A 23805-nucleotide genomic window follows, 5' to 3' on the forward strand; every position below is an offset into this window, starting at 1 on the left:
AGGGAAAAAGTGGCGGCCCGGCACCCCGGAGGCACCGGGCCGCAGTTTACGTTCTGCTAGGGAGCATCAACGCCCGCCCTATGTAATCCCTACTCGTTGAGTAGGAAATGCAGGCCTGCTTTGCTTTGCGATAGTCCGCCTTTGTCGTCGGACGAAAATCCAGGCCGGGCCGAAATGAAAAGGCGAGCGGAAATAAAAAGGGCCGCGCGACCCGATGGTCGCGCGGCCCCGTTTCGACGCTGCTTAGGTAACGTCGAAAGTCAGGCTTACTTGGCCGTGACGTTCTCGACGCCGTCGAGGACGGCTGCGTTGTCGACTACGGTCGCATTGTCGGTCAGGTTCAGCGCGCCTTCGTCGGTCGCGTTCACGTCCAGCGTGTCTTCGCTGTTCAGCGTGATCTCGCTTGCGTTCGCGGTGTTGTCGACCGGCTTCTCGCCGCCGCATGCGGTGAGGCCGAGGGTGGCAACGGCGATGAGCGGCAGGATAACGAACTTCTTCATGGACGATTTCTCCGTAGGTTGTTCAGGACATCGCGGAGAGACGTCTGTCGTCACCGTTTCATCCTGTCGTGTGTCCGGCGTCTCCATGGATCAATTCCTATGCGTTTGATAGGAAAAAATGCGATGGGCCGGGTATGAAACCCGCCGCGCCGACGGCCGTTGGAGGGACATGGCCCGGATCGCACAATTGTCTGACATTCATTTTGGGGCACACGACCCGCGAATCGYCGCGGCGACGGAGGCATGGCTGGCCGACCACCGCCCCGACCTCGTCATCATAAGTGGCGATTTCACCCAGCGCGCCCGCGTCGCGCAATTCCGCGAAGCCTCCGCCTATCTCGACCGACTGCGGGCGGCAGGCCATGCGCTATTGGTCATTCCCGGGAATCACGACGTGCCGCTTTACGATGTCGCGCGCCGCTTCCTGGCCCCGCTCGACCGCTACCGGCGCTATATCGACCGCGATCTCTGCCCATGGTTCGAGAATGAAGAGGTTGCCATCCTCGGTATCAACACGGCGCGGTCGCTGACCTTCAAGGACGGGCGGATCAATCGCAAGCAACTGGCGCTGATCCATGACCGCTTCGGCCCGGTGCCACCCCAGAAGACGCGGATCCTGGTCACGCATCATCCGCTCTTCGCCATGCCGATCGGCGAAGGCGGCGAACTTAGCGAAGCGGTCGGCCACCACCGCGATGCCGTCGCCGCGGTGCGAGAGGCAGGGGTGCATATCGCGCTCGCCGGCCATTTCCATCGCACCTATGCCGAGGCGGCGCGCAGGATGGTGGAGACTGGCGGCGGCGCCCTGGTCATCCAGGCCGGCACCGCCACCTCGACCCGGCTGCGCAACGACGAGTTGCAGAGCTTCAACTGGATCCATGTCCATCGCAACGACGATATCGAACTTCAGGTGATCGCCTGGGACGGCGCTGCGTTCCAGCGCGGAGATCATGTCCGCTTCACCTGGCGCAACGATGGCTGGACGTCACGAGAAGTGGCCGACGACATCTTTGCCGAACAAATCACCAAGGCGATCTGAACAAGCGCGGCAATCGATCGTTACGCCCCTGTGTCGAAATTGCCGCTTCCCGTTCTGGTCAACCGCAAGGGGGGTGCAGCCGCTTCGGCGGGCGAAAACCTCGAAGATCAGCTGACCGGCGCGTTCGCCAAGGCGGGCGCCGGTATCTCGCTTCAGCTATTGGAGGGGCCGGACACGGCGGATGCGGTGCGGGAGGCGGCGTCTGCCAATCCCCGCGTCGTCGTCGGTGGCGGCGACGGGACTGCCGCCTGCGCCGCTGCGATCCTGGCCGATGACGATGTCGAGATGGGTCTGTTGCCGCTCGGCACGCTCAATCATCTGGCCCGCGATCTCGGCATCCCGCCAAACCTCGAAGAGGCGGCGGTGCTCGCGGTACGGGGCAAGGCGAGGCCGATCGATCTGGCCGAGGTCAACGGACATGTCTTCGCCAACAATGCCTCGATCGGCCTGTACCCGACCATGGTCCGCCGGCGGGAGGCGTATCGCGATCGTCTGGGCGTGCCGAAATGGCTCGCCGCGATCCCGGCCTCGTGGCACGCCTGGAGCAGGATGCGGCGCTACCGGCTCAGCGTGGACATGGGTGATGGACGCAAGCCGCTGGTCACCGCGCTGCTATTCGTCGGCAATAATCTCTATTCGCTCGAACGCGGACAGATCGGGGAGCGGGCGGCACTGGACCGGGGTAAGCTCTCGGTCTTCGCGCTTGCCGCGCCGGGGCGGTTCGCGCTGCTCTGGTTCTCGCTTCGGGCGGTTACCGGCCGTGCCGACCACGACAAGGATTTCGTCGAATATGGGGAGTGCGAGTCACTGACCGTCCGTGCGGATCGCAAGTGCGTGGATGTCGGTCTGGACGGCGAGGTCCAGGAACTCGAATTCCCGCTTGAGTTCAGGATCAGGGCAGGGGCCTTGCGGATTGTCGCGCCGCCAAAGAAATGAGCTTCAGCGCCAGCTAGGTTCGACCAGCCGCCAACGGGAAGAGGGTGAAAGGGCATCGCCCGAAGAAATCGGGCCTAACCGAACGCCCAGCGCAGGGTCCGCGCGATCCCGAAGGTCCCGGCGCGTACCAGCGGTCGGGTCAGGCGTGGCGCCGAAAGGCCGTGCATCCTGCGCGCCCAGTCGGGCAACAGGTCCACCGCCGCCTGGAAAGTGATCGCCTGCACCGGTCCGGCGGAAAGGCTGCGGGCGGGCTGGTTCAGCACCAGCGCCGCGACCTCTCGTGTCCGAGCGTCGACCGCCAGCTCAGGCCGCATTCCGGCGATCAGCGCTTCTGCCTCGGCTCGGCTGCGCGGCACCGGATCTGCGCCAAGCGCCTCGGGGATACGCGCGAACTCGGCGAAATACCGGTCCTGGTCGGCGGCCGACATGTCCGGTTCGCTGTACCGGATCCAGGCGTCGAGGAAGCAGATTGCCTCGCTGACATGAACCCAGGCAAGCAGCTTCGGATCGCCCGCGCGATAAGCCGTGCCGTCTGGCAACAGGCCATCGACCGCGTCATGGATGCCGCGCACCCGGGCGATGGCAGCCTCGGCATCCGCCCGAGCGCCGAAACTGGTCATCGCGATGAACCGAGCTGTGCGCCGCAGCCGCCCGAGCATGTCGGTGCGGAAGTTCGAATGATCCCACACGCCTGCCAGCACTGCGGGATGCAGCATCTGCAACAGCAGGGCAGCGACGCCGCCGACCATCATCGTCGTCACATCGCCGTGCACGCGCCACACCACCGAATCCGGCGCGAACAGCGCATCGTCGCTGCGCATTACCGGACGCTCGCCTTTCTTCGCGTCATTGAACACGGCCCGCACCTGCCGGACGAGCCCGCGCCGCAGGCCCTGGGAGATCGCGTCGCCGATCTGTGCGCCCGCGCTGGAAATCTTCATCAGCCTTCCTCGATCGTGCGGACGCCCTCGGGCCCGACTGCAAGCTCACGCCAGTCGAGTTCCTCCTGCAGCACCTCATAGGCATCTTCGCCGACCTTCTCCTCGTCACGAAGCGCAAGGAGACTGTCGCGCTGCGCCGCAATGGCAATGCGTTTCAGATTCTGGCGTTCCTCGAACACCTGGCGGGCGTCGGAATCAGTCAGCGAATCGCGGTCGATCTGCAACTGTCGGCGAGTCTCCTGCGCGACCGGGCCACTAGCATCGGCGATCGCCTCCAGCGCCACCTCCGCCAGGGCAACGCGCGCAGCCGCCATCTCGCGTTCCTCGGCACCGCCGTCGTGCAGCTTCAGCAGCCTGATCAGCGGGGTCAGCGTCAGTCCCTGCACCACCAGGGTCGCCAGCACCACGCCGAACGCGGCAAGCAGGATCATGTCGCGGTGCGGGAAATCGGCGGGCAACGCGAAGGCAGTGGCCATCGTTACCAGCCCGCGCATGCCGCACCAGCCGACCACGATGCTCTGCGCCAGGCTCGGCGCCTTTAGCGGCCCCCGGATCACCGCGAAGCGCTTCGCCATCTGGTTGTAGAACAGTACCCAGGCGATGCGCGTGATGACCACGCCGGCGATGACGACACCGGTGAAGTGCAATGCCTCTTGCAGCCGCTCAGGCCGCATGTCGCCGATGATGGCGCTCACCTGCATGCCCATCAGCAGAAAGGCGAGCACGTTGAGCAGGAAGACGACGCCGCCCCATACCGCGAAGGACTGGATGCGGCTGCGGGCGCTGGCACGCCCCGTCGGGGAATTGGCGAGGTACATTGCCATCGCGACCACGCACAGCACCGCCGACAAGCCGAGGCGGTCGGCGACGATCCACACCAGGAAGGTGTTGACGAATTCGAGCAGGTTGCCGCCGAGCGTGCCACGCGTGAAGGGTGTGATAAACCGGTTGAGCCAGGCAAAGAAGATGCCGAGCAGGATGCCGCCCGGCACGGCGAGCGCCAGGCGCACACCGACGCCGCCGTCGATTCCCCCATGGCTCTGGATCGCGAGGGCGGCGCTGAACAGCAATAGCGCGGATGCGTCGTTGAGCAGGCTCTCGCCGGTCAGCACCTCGACCGTACGGCGTGGCAATTTGGCGGAGCGCAGCACGGTGGTGGCGGCCGCGGCATCCGGTGGCGCGACGATTGCGCCCAGGGTGATCGCCGCCGCGATGGGCAAGCCGGCGAACGCCCACCCTATCCACGCGACCACTGCCGTCGTCAGCAGCACGGCGCCGACCGCGAGCGCCAGTAACGGGCGCCACAGCGCGCGTATCGCGGCGAGCGGGAAGTCGAAGGCCGCATCGACCAGTACCGGCGCGATGAACAGCGCGAGCGCGGTGTGCCCGTCGAGCCGGATCACCGGGCTGCCCGGGATCAGCGCGACGACCACGCCGGCCGCGGCAAGCATGGTGGGGTAGGGAATCCATGTCCGTCGCGCCACCTGCAGCAGCAGGATCGCCATCAGCAGCAGCGCGATCAGGCTTTCGAAGAATGTCACGACAGGCATCCTAACCGGTACGGGAGGCTATCGTCCAACCCGGTTTTGGTTCCCGGCTGCGCGCGTGCAAATCGCGTTCTGGCCTGTCCCGCGATCGGACGTGCATTAACCTAAATCCGTGCTGGCCCGAATCGTAAACGCGGCGTTAACTGTCGCACATGGCTCAGCACCTCGCCCTTCCGGCTACCGCCGCCCGCCACCCGTTCCGTCGACGCCTTGCAATGGCGCAGCCCAAGAAGCTGACTCCGCCGCGTAACGACGATCAGGATCTGACGCTGTTTGTGCTGAGCTTCACCGCCTTCTTCATCTGCATCTACACGTTCATCTTCTGACGACCCGCCCTGCGGGGGGCGGGTTGATTCAACGATGCCGACAATCGTTGCAGCATGGTGGCGGAGCGGGCTCATGGCGTCCGCTCCTGCTGATTCTCATCGCCGCACGAATGGGCAATTCCCTGTTGGCCAGGGAGTTTTCCCTGTTATCCGCGATTGAATTCCCTGTTACGAAGAACAGGGAATTTCCAGGCAAGGTACTGTGATCGCAGTGAAACATCACCGCTAAAGGCGTCCTGATCTGGGCAAAAAAACAAAATTCCCTGATAATTCCCTGTTCCGTCGGCGATAACAGGGAATTCCACATCTTCCGCGAATAGCGCCTCAGTCGCAGACCATGTGCAGTTTCTGCGCCAGCCAGGCCGAGATCAGGCACATGCCGGCGACCAGGAACAGCATGTTCTCCGGCGTCACGCCAAGCGCCGACACCGCCTGCACCAGCAGCGCACCGAACACCATCGCGCCCGAATTGACGACATTGTTGGCGGCCACCGTGCGCGCGGTCTGGTCCTTGGTCACCGTCGTGGTCAGGAAGGTGTAGAGCGGCACCACGAACATGCCGCCGGTGATGGCGATCGCCATCAGCACCAGGACCACCGGAATAGCCCGCGGAAGCTGGAAGAAGGATGCCATGTTGTAGAGGGTGCCGTCCGGCGCCTCGGGCCAGACACGCACCAGCAGGGAGAAGACGACGACCAGCACGCCCATCGCGATCACCGACGCCGGCGCGTATTTCGCCGATACCTTGCCCTTCAGCATCGTGTTGATCACCACCGATCCGACGGCGATCCCAATCGAGAACAGGGCGATGACCATGCTCGAGACGCGCGGATCGGCGTGGAGCACGTTCTTCACCAGCGGTGGGAAGATGATGATCAGCACCGCGCCGATCGTCCAGAAGAAGCTGATCGCGCAGATCGCCATGAACAGCCGCGGAATATGCATCGTTGCGCTGATCAGCCGCCAGGACGCGGTGAAGGGGTTGTAGTTGATCTTGAGCACCGCCCCGGCGCGCGGCGCGGGCGGTACCATGCGCCCGGTAACCCAGCCGACGATTGCCACGCAGATGCCGGTGATCGCCGCGCCCTCGACCGAAACCCAGCCCGCGACGACCGTGCCCAGCAGGATGGCGAGATAGGTCGCCGCTTCGACCAGCCCGGTGCCGCCGAGCACTTCGTCGGGTTTCAGGTGCTGCGGCAGAATCGCGTATTTGATCGGGCCGAAAAAGGTCGAATGCACGCCAAGGCACAACACGGCGCCGAGCATCAGGCCAAGGCCGAGCGTAACGAAGCCGGCCCGGGCCACCATCAGCCCGACGCCGCCGAAAATCATGATCAATATCTCCGCCGTTTTCACGATCCGAATGATTTTTGCCTTATCCGTCGTGTCGGCGAGTTGGCCCGACAGGGCGGACAGCAGGAAGAAGGGCAGGATGCCGATCGCGGTCGCCAGCGCATTGAAATTCTGCTCGACCTTCGGGTCGTTGAAGACCTGGTAGGTCGCGAACAGCACCATCGAGGTCTTGAAGAGATTGTCGTTGAAGGCACCGAGGAACTGGGTGACGAAAAGCGGCATGAACCGGCGCTCTTTCAGCAAGCCGAGCGCATTGAGCATGATGGGAAACGGCCTCACATGTGGCGAAATAGGGGCATCGCATAGCCGACCGGATGACGGGGCAGCAACCGAATAGTCGGCAGGCGCTGTTCTGCCGCCGAACGATGATCCCGGATACTGCCCGCGTCTAGCGCCGACTCCAGCATTGCGGGGAAGGGCGCTGGACCCTAGGGTCGGCGCCGATGCTGACCTTGCCCAATATCCTGACCCTGTCGCGGATTCTCGCGGTCCCGCTGCTCGTGGGTTTTCTGTGGTGGCCCGCCTGGGCGGCGGGCTATGCGGTCGCCTTCGCGCTCTACTGCCTGATGGGCATCACCGATTATTTCGACGGTTATCTCGCCCGGTCGAAGGGCACCGTGTCGAAGCTCGGCATCTTCCTCGATCCGATCGCCGACAAGATCATGATCGCGGCGGTCGTGCTGATGCTGGTCGCGACGCGCGATATCGCTGGCTGGTCGCTGATTGCCGGCATCATCATCCTGCTGCGCGAGATCGCCATTTCCGGCCTGCGCGAGTTCCTGGCGCAACTCCAGGTCTCGGTGCCGGTGTCGAAGCTCGCCAAATGGAAGACGACGTTGCAACTCGTCTCGCTCGGCGGCCTGATCCTCGCCGGCGCGCTGCCCGGCTGGCCCTGGGTGCAGACGGTGAGCATCGCCGCTTTGTGGGGCGCAGCGGTGCTGACCCTGATCACCGGCTGGGACTATCTGCGGGTCGGTCTGAAGCACATGGATTGAGCGCCGTCATGGCGATCGACATTCTCTATTTCTCCTGGGTACGCGAGGCGATCGGGACCGGCGGCGAAACGCTCGATCCACCCGAGGGACTGGCCAGCGTCAGCGATCTGATCGACTGGCTCGCAACGCGTAGCGAAGGCCATGCCCGCGCGCTGGCCGATCGGGGCCGGCTGCGTGCCGCGGTGGATCAGGTGTTCGTCGGGCTCGACGCGCCGCTCGGCCGGCCGCGGGAGGTGGCGATCTTCCCGCCGGTGACCGGCGGATGATCCGCATCGCCGTCCAGCAGCAACCGATCGACCAGGCCGCCGAGTTCGCCGGGATCACCGAATCCGGTGTCGGCGGCATCGCGACCTTTGTTGGGGTGGTGCGCGCCGATGACGGGGTCAGCACGCTCGAACTCGAACATTATCCGGGCGCGACCGAGGCGGCGCTCCGCAGGCTGGCTGATCACTCGGTCGAACGCTGGGGCCTTGCAGCGGCGACTATAGTGCACCGTATCGGGTTGATGCATCCGGGCGATCTGGTGGTGTTTGTCGGTACGGCAGCGACGCACCGTGCTGCCGCGCTCGACTCGTGCGCGTATCTGATCGACCGCCTCAAGACCGACGCGCCCTTCTGGAAACGTGAGACTCGTGGCGACGAGGCCCGCTGGGTCGAACCGCGCGGCAGCGATTCGCAGGCCGCGGCGCGGTGGGACAAATAGCGCCGCACTGATTCAACCCGCCCCTCGCGCCGGATAGCCATTGGGCAGACCCGGCACGAAGGGCGGCGATCATGATTCAGGCGTGTCTTGCCTCAACCCAGCTTCGGCAGCAGCACGCCGTTGACGACATGCACGACGCCGTTCGATTGACGGACATCGGGCACCTCGACATAGCTCTTGTTGCCATTGACGTCGGTCAGCTGGATCGCGCCGTTGACGTCGGTTACCGTCAGGGGTGTTCCCTCGACCGTGGTGAGCTTGGCGGTCCCGCCGCCGGCTGTCATCTGCGCCTTGAGCTGCTCGAGCGTGATCGTGCCCGGTACGACATGATAGTTCAGCACCTTGACCAGCGTCGCCTTGTTCTCGGACTTCATCAGCGTATCGACCGTGCCGGGGGCGAGTCGCCCGAACGCGTCATTGGTCGGCGCGAACACGGTGAAGGGCCCAGGGCCTGCCAGCGTCGCGTCGAGGCCGGCTGCCTTCACCGCACTGACCAGCGTCGTCAGGTTGGGCGCGGCGGCCGCATTCTCGGTGATCGGCTTGGCGGCATCCATCGCCGCACCGCCCACGGCCGGGTTCGGCGTGGCGGCGGCTGCAGGGGCAGCCGCGGTTGGGGCGCCGGCGGCCGGAGCAGGGGTATTTTGCGGGGTACGAGCTTCGGTGGCGGATGCGACCATCAACAGGCCGGACATCGCCACAACCGGAAGCTTGGTGGAAAATTTCATCAGTCTCTCCAGCTATCTCGATTGCACGCGGGAAAACGCACAAGACAAGTACGGTCCGGCGGCTGAATGGTTTCATGGCCGCAGGCTACTGCGCCTCGGCAAGTACCTCGGCGAGCAGGTGGAAATCCTTTTCGCGGGGGGATGCGCGGCGCCAGACCAGCGCGATACGGCGTGCCGGATTTGCGGCATCCAGTGGCCGCGCGGTCAATCCCGTGTGGTCGAGGATGCCCGCCTTCAGCGCCATCTCCGGCAGCATCGTGACGCCCAGGCCATTGTCGACCATCTGGACGATGGTGTGGAGCGAGGTGCCCATCATCGTTGCTTCGGTGCGCAGCTCCGGCCGGTTGCAGGCGGCCAGCGCATGGTCCTTCAGGCAATGCCCGTCCTCGAGCAGCAGCAGCCGGTCCTCGTTGATGTCGTTGGCATGCATCGCCCCGGTCGCGTTGCCGATCTCGCCCTCGGGGCCTGCGACAAACAGCCGGTCCTCGAACAGGAACTGCGACGCCACCTCGCCACAGGCATAGGGCAGGGCGAGCAGCACGCAATCGGTCCGGCCATGGTGAAGCCCCTCGCACGCAGCACCGCTCGGCTCCTCGCGCAGGAACAGCTTCAGGTCGGGATAGTCGCGCCGCAACCGCGGCAGGATTCGCGGCAGCATGAAGGGCGCGATGGTCGGGATCACGCTCATCCGCATTTCGCCCGACAGCGGGCGCCCGGCGGCGCGGGCGATGTCGCCCAGTTCCTCAGCCTCGCGCAGCACCCGGCGTGCCTTGTCGGCGATCCGGTCGCCCAGCGGTGTGAAGCGCACCACGCGGCGCGTGCGCTCGACCAGGGTTACCCCGATCAGCGTCTCCAACTCGCGAATGCCGGCGGACAGGGTGGATTGGGTGACGAAGCACGCGTCCGCCGCACGGCCGAAATGGCCATGGTCCTTCAGTGCGACCAGATATTGCAGCTGCTTCAGGGTAGGTAGGTAAGTGGCCATAATCGCCTCACTCGATCAACGCGGCCTAAATAACCTGTTGGATCGATCAAACGCCAGCCTTATATGCAGCGCAGCACAGACGGCGAATCAATCGTCGCAGGGCGAGGATGCCGAAGGCCGACCCATTCTTGAGGAGGCCATCAAATGCTTACTGTCGGAGACAAGCTCCCCGAATTCACCGTTCCCGTCCAGCAGGGCATCGACGCGCTCCCGGCCGGCGAAACGCTCAGCCACGACGCCTTCCCGGGCCGTTGGAAGGTCCTGTTCTACTGGCCGAAGGACTTCACCTTCGTCTGCCCGACCGAGATCGTCGGCTATGCCGCGCTCAAGGACGATTTCGCCGATCGTGACGCCGTGTTGATCGGCGCCTCGACCGATACCGCGCACGTCCACCTGGCCTGGCGCAAGTCGGATCCGGACCTGGCCGCTGCCGATTTCCCCTGGCTGGCGGACAATGGCGCGGTTCTCGCGTCGCAGCTCGGCATCCTCGATGCCAATGAGCATGTCGCGTACCGCGCGACCTTCATCATCGACCCGGACAATGTCATCCAGGCGGTGCAGGTCAACGGCCTGAACGTCGGCCGCAACCCCGCCGAGACGCTCCGCGTGCTCGACGCGCTGCAGACCGACGAGCTCTGCCCGTGCAACTGGAACAAGGGCGACGACGTCCTCCAGGTTGCTGCGTAACTGACGATTGAACCCCCTCCCGCTTGCGGGAGGGGCAGGGGGTGGGCTCCCGCCCTCCGTAAACGTTCGGCTTGCGGTAAGCGCGAGCCCACCCCTCAATCCCCTCCCGCAAGCGGGAGGGGAAGCGGAAGGATTCATATGTCGCTCAAGGAATTCGCGGGCACGCTGCCCGATTACGCCAAGGACATCCGCCTGAACGTCGGATCGCTGCTGAACGAGGCACACCTGCCCGACCAGCAGAAATACGGCCTGCTGCTCACCTGTGCGCACGGATCGGGCTACAAGCCGCTCGTTGACGCGACCGAGGCCGAAGTCGCCGACAAGCTCTCGCCCGAGGCAGCCAATGCGGCCCGCGCCGCGGCGGCGGTGATGGCGATGAACAATGTCTATTACCGGTTCACCCATTTGGCGGGGAACAAGGAATATCTCACCATGCCGGCCAAGCTGCGCATGAACGTGATCGGCGCGCCCGGTATCGACAAGGTCGATTTCGAGCTGTTCAGCCTCGCGGTCTCGGCGATGAACGGTTGCGGGATGTGCATCGACGCCCACGAGAATGTACTGAAGAAGGCCGGCGCCACGGCTGAGGCGATCCAGACTGCGGTCCGCATCGGCGCCGTGATGACGGCGGTCGCGACTGTGCACGCAGCGGTGAACTGACTTCTTCACCCCTCCCGCTTGCGGGAGGGGCAGGGGTGGGCTCGCGCTCTCCTCTACTGCTTGCGCGGGGGGAAGCCGGGCACCCACCCCCGACCCCTCCCGCAAGCGGGAGGGGAGTGAGGAGCTACTTCGTCACCGCCGCCCAGATCGTATAGGCACTGGTCAACGTCAGCAGTACGCCGACCATCGCCATCAGGAACCGGGCCGGCACACGCTTCGCCAGCAACCCGCCGAACGGTGCAGCGATCAGCCCACCGATCAGCAGCCCCACCGTCTGCAGCGTGAAGGCCGCAAATCCCATCGTCGCGATAAAGGTCGCGGAGATGGTCGCGGTCAGGAAAAATTCCGAGGTGTTGACCGTGCCGATCGTGCTGCGCGGGCTCGCGCCCTGCACCAGCAGGTTGGACGTCACCACCGGTCCCCAGCCCCCGCCGCCTGCCGCATCCAGAAAGCCGCCGACAAGGCCGAGCGGTTCGATGATCTTGGGCTCGCGCGGTTCCACCCGGCCACGCCACGCGCGGTATAGCAGATACAGGCCGATCGACGCGAGATAGGCCATCACGAATGGCTTCGCGACGGCGGCATCGACGTTGCTGAGCACATAGGCGCCCAGCGCACCGCCTATCACGCCGGGAATGACGAGCCGGCGGAACAGCTTCCAGTTGACGTTCTTGTGATAGATATGGCTCGCGCCGGAGGCTGCGGTGGTGAAGGTTTCGACTGCATGGACGCTGGCCGAGGCCAGCGCGGGCGATACGCCGAGGAAGCTCACCAGCAGGGTATTGTTGATGACGCCAAAGGCCATGCCCAACGCCCCGTCGATCATCTGCGCGGCAAATCCGACCGCAATGAAAGGCAGGACGGTCTCCAGGGTCGCGAGCGTAACGTCGAACATGAAGGCTGAACTCTCCGCGACCGGTTTCCGACGAATTCGCCGTTTCAGCGAAATCCTACAAGCAAGATAGGGTTTATGCTTCGAAAGCTGACAACCGGCCGGTCCTTTAATTCGCCCGAATGTGCGCCTAGATACGGGTCCAGAAAAGGGGACGCGAGATGATGGAGCGGATGATCGCTTATCTCGATTCGATCAAGGCGCGCGATCCCGCGCCACGGTCTCGGCTTGAGATTCTCACCTATCCGGGTGTGTGGGCGCTTGCCTGGCACCGAGTGGCGCATCGCCTGTTCAAGGCGCGCTTCTATTTCCTCGCACGGCTGGTGAACCATTTCTCGCGCGCCTGGACCGCGATCGATATCCATCCCGGGGCGAAGATCGGCCGCAACTTCTTCATCGATCATGGCTTTGTCGTGATCGGCGAGACGGCGGAGATCGGCGACAATGTCACCATCTACCAGTGCGTTACGCTCGGGGGCACCAGCCCCGACAATGGCGTCGCCGGCAAGCGTCATCCGACCATACAGGAGGGCGCGATCATCGGATCGGGCGCTCAGGTGCTCGGACCGATCACTGTCGGGCGCGGTGCGCGCATCGGTGCCAATGCGGTGGTGACCCGCGACGTCGTCGAGGGCGCGGTGATGGTCGGTATCCCGGCCCGCGCGACCATGGTCGAGGGCGGACAGAAGCCACAGGAATTCCTCGCTTACGGCACGCCGTGCAAGGATATGTTCGATCCGCAGACCCAGAAGGTCGAATTGCTCCGCTGCGAGCTGGAGACGATGCGCAAGCGGCTCGACGCGCTGCTTGCCGAATCATCGGAACCTGACCTTAAGCGCAAGGTCGTCCGCGACCGTGCCTGACGGCAGGGCGACCAGAGCCTGATGGGGACTGTCACCCCCTTTCCGTTGCCGCAGGGCCGCGCGAGCCAGGTCGGCTTCGAGCGGCTCGAACTCAACCGGATCCTCGATCTCTACGGCCGCATGGTCGCCGCGGGCCATTGGCGCGATTATGCGATCGAGCTTGGACGAGACGCGGCGGTGTTCGCCGCGTTCCGCCGCGCGACCGAACGTCCCGAATACCGCATCCAGAAGCATCCGGCATTGCGCAACCGTCAGGGTATGTGGTCGTTGGTCAACGAAGCGGGTGTCGTGCTGAAGCGCGGGCATGAACTCGCACCGGTGCTGGCGCCGTTGGAGCGGCGACTGATGAAGCTGGTCGATCAATAAGAAACCCCCGGCGGCCAATGGGCTGCCGGGGGTCGTTCGTTTAGCGTCGCGGATCAGGCGGTCGCCATTGTCCCGACAGGGGGGAGCTTATCGCTCAGTCCGCCGAGTGTGCCGATCACCATTCCACGCATCGGATGCCAGAAGGCGGAGAGAGTCAGCAGGGCCGATCCGATCACCAGCGCGGTGAACGCCCAGGCAAGCTCGACCGCACCTGCCGTGTGGAACAGCGAGTACATCGCATAGAGCACATAGGCGAGGCTGGAGACGAGCAGCGCCCGCCGGTCGACCGCCAGCGCCACGAAGGCGAAGACGAGATAGAGCGCGAGGACGATCCCGGCGATTTCGAGTGTGATATTCTCGTTGAACACGCCGAGCATATGGAACACCGGATGCGCGATCAGCGGCGCGGCGGCGAGGTGAAGCCAGAATGCGACGTCCGACCGGCGCGTGCGGCGCTCCCGGTCCGATATGTCCCACCACATTGCCAGTGCGAACACGGCGAGGCCGCCGACGAACAGGATGGGATAAATCGCCCCCTCTGCTGCCGGGACTGCGGCGACGGTCAGGCCGACGGCGACAGCGACCAGTGACGCAGCGCCAGCCGCCACCGTGATCGGCACCATGAAACGCTTCCAGTGCAGCCAGGCCGCGCCCGCTGCGACCAGGCCGATGCCGGCGCCGATCATCGCGTTGGTGCGATCGGAGAAGTTGGGGTCCATCTCGACCAATACCCCGATCAGCGTTGCGGCAACCCCACCGACAAAGGCGATCAACAGCAGAATGCTGGGCAGGGCCATGCGGCGCTGTCTGATGAAATACTCCGCGAGCCCCCACGCGGCAATGGCGACCAGCGCGCCGGCGAGCGGTGTCGTGATCGACTGGCCGATCCAGGCCAGCGCGACCAGCACCAACCCGACGGCGATCGCGACGAAGATGTCGTTGAATCCGCTCAGGAGCTTGAAATGCTCCTCGTCGACTGCCGGGGCCGAATGGCTCCGGGCAACATGGCTTCGCAGTGCCGCGGCAGCTTCGCGGGAGATGGCCCCCGCCGCTACGGCGTCGTCGAGATCGCTTTCGCTATACATGGCATTCCTCCTGTTTGTGACAGAAGGAATATCATGAGTGTATTGCCATGACAATACACTGGTACGGATCAGCCGCCTTGGAGCTTCTTGAGGATCGACATGGCCTGCTCGCCACCCGACTGAGGGGTCATCTCGTCGGTACGGTCGACGATCTCTGCCCAGTGTGCGGCAATGCCCTCGGGGCTCAGCTCGTCACCAGTCAGCAGCTTGCCCTGGGTCAGCGTGACATAGGCCGCCTGGAATACACCTGCGCCGGCGCCGACGATCATGTTGGTCGGTGCATCCTCGGACACGAGATAGAGTGCTGCCGGAACGACCTTGTCGGGAGAGAAAGCCTGGAATGCCTCGGGCGGGAACAGGTCCTCGGTCATGCGCGTGCCCGCCGTCGGGGCGATCGTGTTGACCTTGATGTTGTTCTTCGCGCCTTCGAGGTAGAGTGTCTTGGCGAAGCCGGCGAGGCCGAGCTTGGCCGCGCCATAATTGGTCTGGCCGAAATTGCCGTACAGGCCGGTCGAGGATGCGGTCATCAGGATGCGGCCGTAATTCTGCTCGCGCATCGTCTCCCACACCGCCTTGGTGACATTGGCGGAACCGATCAGGTGGACATCGACCACGAACTGGAAATCGGCCGGCTCCATCTTGGCGAAGCTCTTGTCGCGCAGCACGCCGGCATTGTTGATCAGGACGTGGACGCCGCCCCATTTCTCCTGCGTCTTCGCGACGAGCTCGACCATTTGGGCATATTCGGTAACGCTGCCGCCATCCGACATCGCCTCGCCGCCGGCCGCCTCGATTTCCTCGACGACTTTCAGCGCGGCGTCGGAATGCCCGGTGCCGTCACGCGAACCGCCCAGATCGTTGACGACGACCTTCGCGCCACGCTTCGCGAGTTCGAGTGCATAGGCGCGACCAAGCCCGCCGCCTGCACCGGTGACGATGGCAACGCGATCCTTGAAACTGATGGTCATCTCGGGCGCTCCTGAAAACTGTTCGGAGCGGTTCCTATTCCATCGCGCAGCCAAGGCAAGGGTGACGCAACGGAAGGTGGCATACGAAATTGGAGGTGGGAAGAGGCGGGCGCTCCCGGCCGCCCGCCGATCAGCTTAGCGGCCGCCGCGCTGCATGCACTTGTCGAACTGGCCGCGCTTGCAGATCGGATATTTCGCCAGCGGCGGGGGCGGTGGGAATGCCTGGTCCGGCGACGGCGCCTGTACGAAGGTCGGCTTCACGCCGGGCTGGGGCGTCCCCGACATTGCCGGCTGGCTCGGTTGATAGCCGCCGACCGGATCGGGCGCCGTCGCCGCATCGGTGGTGGCTGCCGTCTGCGGGGCGGGCGTTTCCTGGGCCACCGCCGGCATCGCGACCGCAAGAGCGGCCAAGAGCATGAGTTTCATCACTGTCTCCTGCATAATATGCGCCGGCTTTCACCGCGCCCGAGCCCAACGCGCGGACAGGCGCATGGCTCCACTGTTTCGCAGGCGATTCGTTTTTTCTTTCCCCTCCCCGTTCAGGGAGGGGAAGGAGGTCAGGCGCCGGAATCCAGCGCGTAGCCGGCCGACCGGACCGTGCGGATGATATCAGGCCGGTTCGCGCCGTTGATCGCCTTGCGCAGGCGCCGGATGTGTACGTCGACGGTGCGCGATTCGATGTCGGAATCATGCCCCCACACCGCATCGAGCAACCGCTCGCGCGAGAAGACCCAGCCCGGATGTTCGAGGAAATGCTTGAGCAAACGGAACTCGGTCGGGCCGAGCGGCACGACTTCGCCCGCGCGGCGGACCTTGTGACCGACGGTGTCCATCTCGACATCGCCATAGGTGAGCTGCTCGCCGGCCAATGCCGGCCGCACGCGGCGCAGCACCGCACCGACACGCGCCACCAGCTCACGCGGGGAGAAAGGCTTGGTCACATAGTCATCGGCACCGGTCTCGAGCCCGCGCACGCGATCCTCCTCTTCACCGCGCGCGGTGAGCATGATGATCGGCACGTTCGCCGTCTCCGGCATACGGCGCAGACGGCGGCATACCTCGATGCCCGACAGGCCCTCGACCATCCAGTCGAGCAGCACGATATCGGGGGTCTGTTCCTTGGCGAGCAGCAGGGCTTCTTCGCCGTCCGGGGTCTGCTTGACCTCGAAATCCTCGCGCTTGAAATGATAGATCAGGAGTTCGGCAAGCGCCGCATCATCCTCTACCAGCAGCATTTTCGCTCGGGCCATCGGTCTTGCTCCTTAGATCGTTTCGATCGTCGCGCGGTCACGCTCGGCCATGTGCGTGCCCGTTGCGGCGTAATATACCATTTCGGCAACATTGGTCGCGTGGTCGCCGACGCGTTCCAGGTTCTTGGCGATGAACAGCAGGTGGGCGACCTGGCCGATCGTCTTCGGGTTCTCCATCATGTGCGTCACGAGCACCCGGAAGAGGCTGTTGTAGAAATCGTCGACTGCCTTGTCGCGCTCGCACACCAGCACGGCGGCTTCGGCATCGCGCGCGGCGAAGGCGTCGAGCACGTCATGGACAAGCGCGGCGGCCAGCGTCGCCATTGCCGGCAGCACCGATAGCGGCTCGATATCGCCATGGCTGTCGATCAGCGGCACGCGCTTGGCGATGTTCTTGGCATAATCGCCGATCCGCTCGACCACGCCGGCGATCTTCAGCGCCGCGACCACTTCGCGCAGGTCGACTGCCATCGGCGCGCGCAGGGCGATGATGCGCACGGCAAGCTGCTCGACCTGCATTTCAAGCGCGTCGATCTTCTTGTCCTCGGCGACGATCCGCGCGGCGCCTTCAAGGTCGTGGCGCTGCAGCGCCTCGATCGCGGCGCCGATCGCCTGCTCGGCAAGCCCGCCCATCTCCGCGATCAGGCCGCGGAGCTGGACGATATCGTCGTCGAAAGCCTTTACCGTATGTTCGCTCACTGCATCTGTCCCGTGGATCAGCCGTACCGGCCGGTGATATAGTCCCTGGTGCGCTCCTCGCGCGGGTTCGTGAAAATGTCCGAGGTCGCGCCATATTCGATCAGCGTGCCGAGATGGAAAAACGCCGTGCGCTGCGATACGCGGGCTGCCTGCTGCATGTTGTGCGTCACGATCACGATCGCATAGCGACCCTTCAGTTCGTGGATCAGCTCCTCGATCTTGGCGGTGGCGATCGGGTCGAGCGCCGAACAGGGCTCGTCCATCAGGATCACCTCGGGGTCGACCGCGATGGCGCGGGCGATGCACAGCCGCTGCTGCTGGCCGCCCGATAGCGCGGTACCGCTGTCCTGAAGCCGGTCCTTCACTTCCTCCCACAGGCCGGCGCGCTTCAGCGACTGCTCGACGATGCCGGAAAGCTGGGTCTTGCTCGAGGCGAGGCCATGGATCCGCGGACCATAGGCAACATTCTCGAAGATCGACTTCGGGAAGGGGTTGGGCTTCTGGAACACCATGCCCACCCGCGCGCGGAGCTGCACCACGTCCATCTCGGGGGCATAGATGTCCTCGCCGTCGAGCCTGATGTCGCCGGTCACCTTCGCGCTGGCGACGGTGTCGTTCATGCGGTTGAGCGTGCGCAGAAAGGTCGATTTGCCGCAGCCCGACGGGCCGATGAACGCCGTGACGAGATCCTGGTCGATGTCGATCGAGACGTCGCTGATCGCCTGTTTCTTGCCGTAGAAGACGTTGACGTTGTGGGCCGTCATCTTGAGATGTTGGGTCATTACCAGCGGGTCTCGAATTTATTGCGGAGGTAGATCGCGATGCCGTTCATCGCGAGCAGGAAGGCCAACAGCACGATGATCGCCGCACTGGTTTTCTCCACGAAGCCGCGATTGACCTGATCGGACCAGAGGAAAATCTGCACCGGCAGCACCGTCGAGGGATCGGTCAGTCGCTCGGGCGGTGAGGCGATGAAGGCGCGCATGCCGATCATGAGGAGCGGCGCCGTTTCGCCCAGCGCGCGCGCCATGCCGATGATCGTACCAGTCAGGATGCCAGGCAATGCGAGCGGCAGCACATGGTGGAATACCACCTGCACCGGCGACGCGCCGACGGCGAGCGCCGCATCGCGGATCGAGGGCGGCACGCTCTTGATCGCGTTGCGCCCGGCGATGACGATTACGGGCATGGTCATCAGTGCGAGGGTGAGGCCGCCGACGATTGCCGCCGAGCGCGGCAGGTGGAAGGTATTGAGGAAGACGGCCAGCCCAAGCAGCCCGAAGATGATCGAGGGGACTGCGGCGAGGTTGTTGATCGAGACCTCGATCAGGTCGGTCCAGCGATTCTGCGGCGCATATTCCTCGAGGTAGAGCGCGGCAAGCACGCCGACGGGAAAGGCGAGCAGCAGGGTGACGATCATCGTGTAGATCGATCCCTTCAGCGCGCCCCAGATGCCGACCATGGTAGGATCGGTCGAATCGGCTTCCTGGAGGAAGGACAGGTTGAAACCGGTGGTCAGCACGCCCGCCGCTTTCAGCTTCGCGACCTTGGCCTCGGCATCGGGCGATCCCTCGCCCTTGGCGGCGATGTCGATCGGGTCCGATGCCGGGACGGCGATCGTCGCCCGGCCACGCAGCAGTTTCGGATCGGCCTTCACCGCAGCGCGCACGCTCAGCCACGCGCCGTCGGAGATCAGCCGGTCGCCATCCTTGCCGAAAGCGGCGATCGCGGCGCCGTCCGTCGCGCCCTGGATGCCGGCGCCAGCCAGTGCGAGGTCGGCACCCGGCCCCGACAGGCGCGACGCATCCAGCGTCAGGCCGGCTTTGGGGAAATCGACGGGCAGCTTGATCTCGGTCCGGCTGAAGCCGCCAATGCCGTTCGATAGCATCGTCGCAAGCAGGAAAACGAGGAAGCCGGCGGACATCAGCACGGCCGCCAGCCCGAGCAGCTTGAAGCGGCGTTCCGCGCGGTAGCGGCGGCGGATGCGGCGCTGCATCGCGTCGCCGCGCCAATCGGTCGGCGTCTTCTCGGCCTGGGTCTCATTGGCTGTGGCGCTACTCATTCATAAGCCTCGCGGTAACGCTTCACCACGCTGAGCGCGATGATGTTGAGCAGCAGCGTCACGACGAACAGGGTCAATCCCAGCGCAAAGGCGGCGAGGGTCTTGGGGCTGTCGAATTCGGCCTCGCCGGTCAGCAGGTCGACGATTTGCTTGGTGACGGTGGTCGCGCTGGCAAAGGGATTGAGCGTCATGGTCGCGACACCCGATGCGGCCATCACCACGATCATCGTCTCGCCGATCGCGCGACTGACCGCGAGCAGGACGCCGCCGACCACGCCGGGCAGGGCGGCGGGCAAGAGCACGCGCCGGATCGTCTCGGATGAGGTCGCGCCCATCGCCAGGCTGCCGTCCCGCATCGAGGAGGGCACGGCTGCGATCGAATCATCGGCCATGGAAGAGACGAACGGGATGATCATCACCCCCATCACCAGCCCCGCGGCCAGCGCGCTTTCCGAAGACGCCCAGGTCACGCCGAGCGACACGGCGAGATCGCGCACCGCCGGCGCCACGGTCAGCGCGGCGAAATAGCCATAAACCACGGTGGGCACGCCAGCGAGCACTTCGAGGATCGGCTTCATCCAGGCGCGCACCCGCGGTGCGGCATATTGGGTCAGGTAGATCGCACTCATCAGGCCGAACGGGATCGCGACGATCATCGCGATCACTGCGCCGATGAAGAAGGTGCCCCAGAACAGCGGCACCGCGCCGAGCGAGGCGCCCGGATCCTCGGCGGAAATGACTTGCGGGCTCCAATGCGTGCCGAACAGGAAATCGCCGATCGGCACCATGCGGAAGAAGCGCGCCGACTCGAACAGCAACGAGGCGACGATGCCCAGGGTCGTCAGGATCGCGATCAGCGAGGCGCCGAGCAGCAACACCATCACTACCCGCTCGATCTGGCTCCGCGCGCGGAACGCCGGGCGCACGCGGGTGAACGCCCAGGCGCCGGTCGAAAAGGCGAGCAACAGTGCCGCCGCGCTGCCGATCCAGTCATACCGCTTCTGAGCCGAGGCATAAGCGGGCGCGAGCGTCTGCGAGAGCGGGTTGAAGGTGCCGAAGCTGCGTCCGGCGGCGAGATTGCGCGCTTCCGACAATATCGACGCGCGTTCGAATTTGTTGGCGGGCAACTGAGCCGCGGCGGGCGTCTCGAGCACCGAGTCGGTGACGAGCGCGGGCGATACCGACGACCAGACCGCGAGGAACAGGGCGGCCGGCAAGATCGTCCACATCGCGACATAGGTGCCGTGATGCGATGGCAGCGAACTGAACCGCGCCGTGCTTTCGCGCCGGAAGCTGACCGCTCGTACGCGCGCGGTAAGCCAGCCGATCAGGCCGAGCCCGGCGATCAGGAAGAGAAGGGCGAGTGCCGACATCTCAGTGAAGCTTTCTCGGGTCGAGCAGGATCTCGTTCTTGATGATGGCGGCGGCCTGTCCGCGAATCTCGGGCGGGGAAGCGATCAGCCCGCGCTTCACCAGCGGGCCGCTCGGGTCCCACAGCTTGGAATATTCGATGAGGAAGCGGCGAAGACCGGGGATCGCGTTGAGGTGCGCCTTCTTCACATACAGGAACAGCGGGCGCGATCCGGGGTAACGGCCCTGAGCGATCGTTTCATAGGTCGGCTCGACGCCGTTCAGCGGCACGCCGTTCACCTCGTCGCGATTCTCCTCCAGATAGGAATAGCCGAAGATGCCGATCGCGGTCGGATTGGACTGCAGCTTCTGGACGATGAGATTATCGTTCTCGCCGGCGTCGATATAGGCGCCGTCCTCGCGCACGCGGCTGCAGACCTTGTCGTACGCGTCCTTGTCGGTCTCCTTCAGGGCCTTCATCTGCGGCATCGCCGTCTCGCAGCCCTTGTTGAGGATCAACTCGGTCAGCGCGTCGCGCGTGCCGCTGGTCGCCGGAGGACCGTATATCTGGATCGGCGAAGCAGGCAGCGCGGGGTTCACGTCGCGCCAGGTGCGGGCGCTGTTCTTCGCGCCCATCGGCGTCGCCGCCATCGCCTTGAACAGGTCGGCCGGCGTTAGCTGGAATTTCGGCCCGTTATTCGCCTCGGCAAAGGCGATGCCGTCCATGCCGACCTGGATTTCCAGAATGTCGCCTGCGCCATTGGCCTTGCAGGTGGCATATTCGGATGCCTTCATCCGGCGCGACGCCGCCTCGATATCGGGGTGCGCGGCACCGATGCCGGCGCAGAACAGCTTCATGCCGGCGCCGGTGCCGGTCGATTCGATCACCGGCGTGCGGGCGTCGGGGCTGCTGTTGATGAACTGTTCGGCCACCAGGGTGGTGAAGGGATAGACCGTCGAGGAGCCGACCGCCTTGATCTGATCGCGCGATCCGGCGCCGCCGCCATTCGCCTGGTCCTCGCACGCCGATAGGGCGAGCGCGGAGAAAGCGAGAATCAGGGCAGTCCGTTTCACTGGGGCGTTTCCTCGGAGGAGCAATTCCTGAGTCGCGCTAGCAGCGCGATCCAAGCGCCTGTGTGACAGTCCTGTTACCGTTTGATGACAGCGGTCCCGTGAGCAGGCAGAAGGACCGTGACCGTCGTGCCCTTGCCGACCGCACTGGCGATGTCGAGCCGGCCACGATGCCGCTCGACGATATGCTTGACGATCGCGAGGCCGAGGCCGGTACCGCCCGCCGCGCGGCTGCGCCCGGCATCGACCCGGTAGAAGCGTTCGGTGAGGCGCGGGAGGTGCTCGGCGGCAATGCCGTCGCCTTCATCGGCCACGCTGATCCGCACCATGCCGGTCTGGTCCCGCCACAGCCTGACCGCAACGGGCGCACCGGGCCGGCCATATTTGATCGCATTGCCGATCAGATTGTGGAGCATCTGGCTGAGCTGCGCGCGGTCGCCGGCGACAGGCGGCACATCGTCTCCGATATCGGCGGCGATCTCGTTGCCGCGCGCGTCGCGGGCGTCGAGCAATTCGGTCCGCACTTCGCCGATCAGCAGCGCGAGATCGACCGGGCTGACGGGCAGGCGGTATTTCTCCGCCTCGATCCGGCTGAGGGAGATCAGATCCTCGACCAGACGCTGCATGCGGCGCGATTCGTCGAACATGATCTTTAGGAAGCGGCTGCGCACCGCCTTGTCGGCACCTGCCTCCTCTTCCAGCGTCTCGATATAACCGAGGATCGAGGCGAGCGGGGTACGCAGTTCATGGCTGGCATTGGCGACGAAATCGACTCGCATGCGCTCGGCCGCGTAATTGCCGGTCTGGTCGATCAGATGGACGATGCGCTGCCCGCCTGAGGCGGCCCCGACATGCATCTGCCAGCGCTGATCGAGCGTGCCGAGCCCGACCAGGTCGATCGGCCCCTGCGGCACGCCGGTCGAATTGCTGGCGAGCCGTTCGGCGGCCGCGGGGTGGCGGATGGCCAGCCGCACGTCCTCGCCCACGATATGGCCGCCGAGCAATGCGTGTGCTGCCGCATTGGCATGAGTCACACGGCCCTGGCTGACGATGATCACCGGCTCGATGATCGCCTCGATCACTTCGGCGATATCGGGCGCTCCGTGGGGCGCGATGTCGGGTGTCGGCGCAATCGGCGCGGCCGGTTCGTCGCCGGTGCCCGCTGCGAGCAGGGCAGCGGCGATCCCGCCGACCAGCGTTATCAGGGTGGACGGAACGTCGGACGAGATCAGCAGCACCGCAACCGCCGCAACGATTGCGATCACGATCGCGGTAAAAGTGCGGTGGCCGAACCCGATAAGCATTGCGGCTCCTCTACTCATTCATCCTTAACCGGGCCAGCCTTGCTTGCCAGTCATTTGCGAATGTGAAAGGGCTAAGGTGGTAAAGGGCTTGATCATGAGTGAAGACAACCAGGACGTTATGCCGCAGGACGGCGTCAACCGTCGCCGCGCGCTGATGCTCGGCGCCGTCGGGGCGAGCGCGATCGTCTCGATCCGTCCCGCCCTTGCCCAGACCGCCGCGTCGGTGGTGACCTGCGAAATCCCCGTGCCCGATCCCGGCCGTGCCGGCAGCTATATCGCGGCAGACGGGTCCCTGGTGCCGGCCGGCACCGCCGGCTCCTTCGCCCCGCCAGGCAAGCCGTTCAAGGGCGAGGCGGTGAAGACGGCGCTCGGCGGCGGGCAGTTGCCCGGCACGAATTACGAACAGAACCGGGCCTACACCAATTATATCCGCCGCCTGCAATCGGGAACGAGCGGCTTCACCTGCTTCGCCTCGTTGCAGATGCCCCGCGGCTGAGG

The 23805-nt window shown here is 65.0% G+C and carries 27 protein-coding genes; 10 read left to right on the forward strand and 17 right to left on the reverse strand.

Annotated elements, in window-relative coordinates; all coding sequences use genetic code 11:
• Window positions 1–266: 266 nt before the first annotated feature.
• A complete protein-coding gene (locus tag AC1DT7_RS17290) occupies window positions 267–500 on the reverse strand; it encodes a hypothetical protein (RefSeq protein ID WP_478037293.1) in 234 nt (77 codons plus the stop codon).
• A gap of 169 nt (window positions 501–669) precedes the next feature.
• On the opposite strand from AC1DT7_RS17290, the gene AC1DT7_RS17295 reads away from it, so the two are divergent.
• Both AC1DT7_RS17295 and AC1DT7_RS17300 read left to right on the forward strand, forming a co-directional pair.
• Window positions 670–1539 carry a metallophosphoesterase family protein gene (locus AC1DT7_RS17295; RefSeq protein ID WP_478037294.1) on the forward strand — a complete coding sequence of 290 codons (870 nt, stop codon included), beginning with the start codon at window positions 670–672 and terminating at the stop codon, window positions 1537–1539.
• Window positions 1540–1569: 30 nt separating this feature from the next.
• Window positions 1570–2475: a diacylglycerol/lipid kinase family protein gene (locus AC1DT7_RS17300; protein WP_478037296.1), complete on the forward strand. Its 906-nt coding sequence runs from the start codon at window positions 1570–1572 to the stop codon at window positions 2473–2475.
• Window positions 2476–2549: 74 nt separating this feature from the next.
• On the opposite strand, the gene AC1DT7_RS17305 is transcribed toward AC1DT7_RS17300, so the two are convergent.
• The 3 genes from AC1DT7_RS17305 to AC1DT7_RS17315 form a co-directional block, all read right to left on the reverse strand.
• Entirely contained in the window at window positions 2550–3416 is an 867-nt protein-coding gene (locus tag AC1DT7_RS17305; RefSeq protein WP_478037297.1) for an oxygenase MpaB family protein, read from the reverse strand.
• The gene (locus tag AC1DT7_RS17310) at window positions 3416–4957 is read right to left on the reverse strand and encodes a cation:proton antiporter (RefSeq protein ID WP_478037298.1); all 1542 of its coding nucleotides are present in this window, start codon (window positions 4955–4957) and stop codon (window positions 3416–3418) included. Before AC1DT7_RS17310 ends, AC1DT7_RS17305 begins: the two co-directional genes overlap by 1 nt.
• 656 nt (window positions 4958–5613) lie before the next feature.
• The gene (locus AC1DT7_RS17315; RefSeq protein ID WP_478037300.1) at window positions 5614–6903 is read right to left on the reverse strand and encodes an MFS transporter; all 1290 of its coding nucleotides are present in this window, start codon (window positions 6901–6903) and stop codon (window positions 5614–5616) included.
• Between the two features lie 182 nt (window positions 6904–7085).
• Between AC1DT7_RS17315 and pgsA the strand changes: the two genes are divergently transcribed.
• From pgsA to AC1DT7_RS17330, 3 genes are read left to right on the forward strand one after another with little or no spacing between them, the layout of a single operon-like run.
• Window positions 7086–7637: a CDP-diacylglycerol--glycerol-3-phosphate 3-phosphatidyltransferase gene (pgsA, locus tag AC1DT7_RS17320; RefSeq protein ID WP_478037302.1), complete on the forward strand. Its 552-nt coding sequence runs from the start codon at window positions 7086–7088 to the stop codon at window positions 7635–7637.
• 8 nt (window positions 7638–7645) lie between these two features.
• A complete protein-coding gene (locus AC1DT7_RS17325) occupies window positions 7646–7903 on the forward strand; it encodes a MoaD/ThiS family protein (protein WP_478037304.1) in 258 nt (85 codons plus the stop codon).
• On the forward strand, window positions 7900–8340 hold the full coding sequence (locus AC1DT7_RS17330; protein WP_478037306.1) for a molybdenum cofactor biosynthesis protein MoaE: 441 nt from the start codon (window positions 7900–7902) through the stop codon (window positions 8338–8340). Before AC1DT7_RS17325 ends, AC1DT7_RS17330 begins: the two co-directional genes overlap by 4 nt.
• Window positions 8341–8432: 92 nt before the next feature.
• Here the strand turns inward: AC1DT7_RS17330 and AC1DT7_RS17335 are convergent, their stop codons facing one another.
• Complete coding sequence (locus tag AC1DT7_RS17335; RefSeq protein WP_478037307.1) at window positions 8433–9065, reverse strand: fasciclin domain-containing protein; 633 nt, start codon at window positions 9063–9065, stop codon at window positions 8433–8435.
• Window positions 9066–9150: 85 nt separating this feature from the next.
• On the reverse strand, window positions 9151–10050 hold the full coding sequence (locus tag AC1DT7_RS17340) for a hydrogen peroxide-inducible genes activator (protein WP_478037309.1): 900 nt from the start codon (window positions 10048–10050) through the stop codon (window positions 9151–9153).
• A gap of 144 nt (window positions 10051–10194) precedes the next feature.
• On the opposite strand from AC1DT7_RS17340, the gene AC1DT7_RS17345 reads away from it, so the two are divergent.
• Window positions 10195–10737, forward strand: a complete 543-nt coding sequence (locus AC1DT7_RS17345; protein WP_478037310.1) for a peroxiredoxin — start codon at window positions 10195–10197, stop codon at window positions 10735–10737.
• Between the two features lie 138 nt (window positions 10738–10875).
• Entirely contained in the window at window positions 10876–11397 is a 522-nt protein-coding gene (gene ahpD / locus AC1DT7_RS17350) for an alkylhydroperoxidase, AhpD family (RefSeq protein ID WP_478037312.1), read from the forward strand.
• A gap of 124 nt (window positions 11398–11521) precedes the next feature.
• On the opposite strand, the gene AC1DT7_RS17355 is transcribed toward ahpD, so the two are convergent.
• A complete protein-coding gene (locus AC1DT7_RS17355) occupies window positions 11522–12292 on the reverse strand; it encodes a sulfite exporter TauE/SafE family protein (protein ID WP_478037313.1) in 771 nt (256 codons plus the stop codon).
• A gap of 158 nt (window positions 12293–12450) precedes the next feature.
• Between AC1DT7_RS17355 and epsC the strand changes: the two genes are divergently transcribed.
• Together epsC and AC1DT7_RS17365 are read left to right on the forward strand one after the other, a co-directional pair.
• Window positions 12451–13152 carry a serine O-acetyltransferase EpsC gene (gene epsC, locus AC1DT7_RS17360; protein WP_478037315.1) on the forward strand — a complete coding sequence of 234 codons (702 nt, stop codon included), beginning with the start codon at window positions 12451–12453 and terminating at the stop codon, window positions 13150–13152.
• 21 nt (window positions 13153–13173) lie between these two features.
• The gene (locus AC1DT7_RS17365) at window positions 13174–13518 is read left to right on the forward strand and encodes a DUF2794 domain-containing protein (RefSeq protein WP_478037317.1); all 345 of its coding nucleotides are present in this window, start codon (window positions 13174–13176) and stop codon (window positions 13516–13518) included.
• A gap of 53 nt (window positions 13519–13571) precedes the next feature.
• Here the strand turns inward: AC1DT7_RS17365 and AC1DT7_RS17370 are convergent, their stop codons facing one another.
• From AC1DT7_RS17370 to AC1DT7_RS17415, 10 genes are all read right to left on the reverse strand, one after another.
• A complete protein-coding gene (locus tag AC1DT7_RS17370; protein ID WP_478037319.1) occupies window positions 13572–14603 on the reverse strand; it encodes a hypothetical protein in 1032 nt (343 codons plus the stop codon).
• A gap of 68 nt (window positions 14604–14671) precedes the next feature.
• On the reverse strand, window positions 14672–15571 hold the full coding sequence (locus tag AC1DT7_RS17375; RefSeq protein WP_478037320.1) for an SDR family NAD(P)-dependent oxidoreductase: 900 nt from the start codon (window positions 15569–15571) through the stop codon (window positions 14672–14674).
• 135 nt (window positions 15572–15706) lie between these two features.
• The gene (locus AC1DT7_RS17380) at window positions 15707–15997 is read right to left on the reverse strand and encodes a hypothetical protein (RefSeq protein WP_478037321.1); all 291 of its coding nucleotides are present in this window, start codon (window positions 15995–15997) and stop codon (window positions 15707–15709) included.
• Between the two features lie 131 nt (window positions 15998–16128).
• Complete coding sequence (gene phoB / locus AC1DT7_RS17385) at window positions 16129–16821, reverse strand: phosphate regulon transcriptional regulator PhoB (RefSeq protein ID WP_478037323.1); 693 nt, start codon at window positions 16819–16821, stop codon at window positions 16129–16131.
• A gap of 12 nt (window positions 16822–16833) precedes the next feature.
• Complete coding sequence (gene phoU, locus AC1DT7_RS17390; RefSeq protein WP_478037324.1) at window positions 16834–17520, reverse strand: phosphate signaling complex protein PhoU; 687 nt, start codon at window positions 17518–17520, stop codon at window positions 16834–16836.
• Window positions 17521–17537: 17 nt separating this feature from the next.
• Complete coding sequence (gene pstB / locus AC1DT7_RS17395) at window positions 17538–18302, reverse strand: phosphate ABC transporter ATP-binding protein PstB (RefSeq protein WP_478037326.1); 765 nt, start codon at window positions 18300–18302, stop codon at window positions 17538–17540.
• Entirely contained in the window at window positions 18302–19516 is a 1215-nt protein-coding gene (gene pstA, locus AC1DT7_RS17400) for a phosphate ABC transporter permease PstA (RefSeq protein ID WP_478037374.1), read from the reverse strand. The genes pstB and pstA overlap by 1 nt, the downstream gene beginning before the upstream one ends.
• Window positions 19517–19578: 62 nt before the next feature.
• Window positions 19579–20955, reverse strand: coding sequence for a phosphate ABC transporter permease subunit PstC (gene pstC, locus AC1DT7_RS17405; RefSeq protein WP_478037328.1), 1377 nt, complete (start codon window positions 20953–20955; stop codon window positions 19579–19581).
• A 1-nt stretch (window position 20956) separates the two neighbouring features.
• Entirely contained in the window at window positions 20957–22006 is a 1050-nt protein-coding gene (locus tag AC1DT7_RS17410) for a substrate-binding domain-containing protein (RefSeq protein ID WP_478037329.1), read from the reverse strand.
• Window positions 22007–22080: 74 nt separating this feature from the next.
• Window positions 22081–23307, reverse strand: a complete 1227-nt coding sequence (locus AC1DT7_RS17415) for an ATP-binding protein (RefSeq protein ID WP_478037331.1) — start codon at window positions 23305–23307, stop codon at window positions 22081–22083.
• A gap of 94 nt (window positions 23308–23401) precedes the next feature.
• Here AC1DT7_RS17415 and AC1DT7_RS17420 point away from each other — a divergent pair, with 94 nt between their 5' ends.
• Entirely contained in the window at window positions 23402–23803 is a 402-nt protein-coding gene (locus tag AC1DT7_RS17420; protein WP_478037332.1) for a hypothetical protein, read from the forward strand.
• Window positions 23804–23805 lie beyond the last annotated feature (2 nt).

The organism is Sphingomonas sp. P3_C6, from assembly GCF_056402595.1.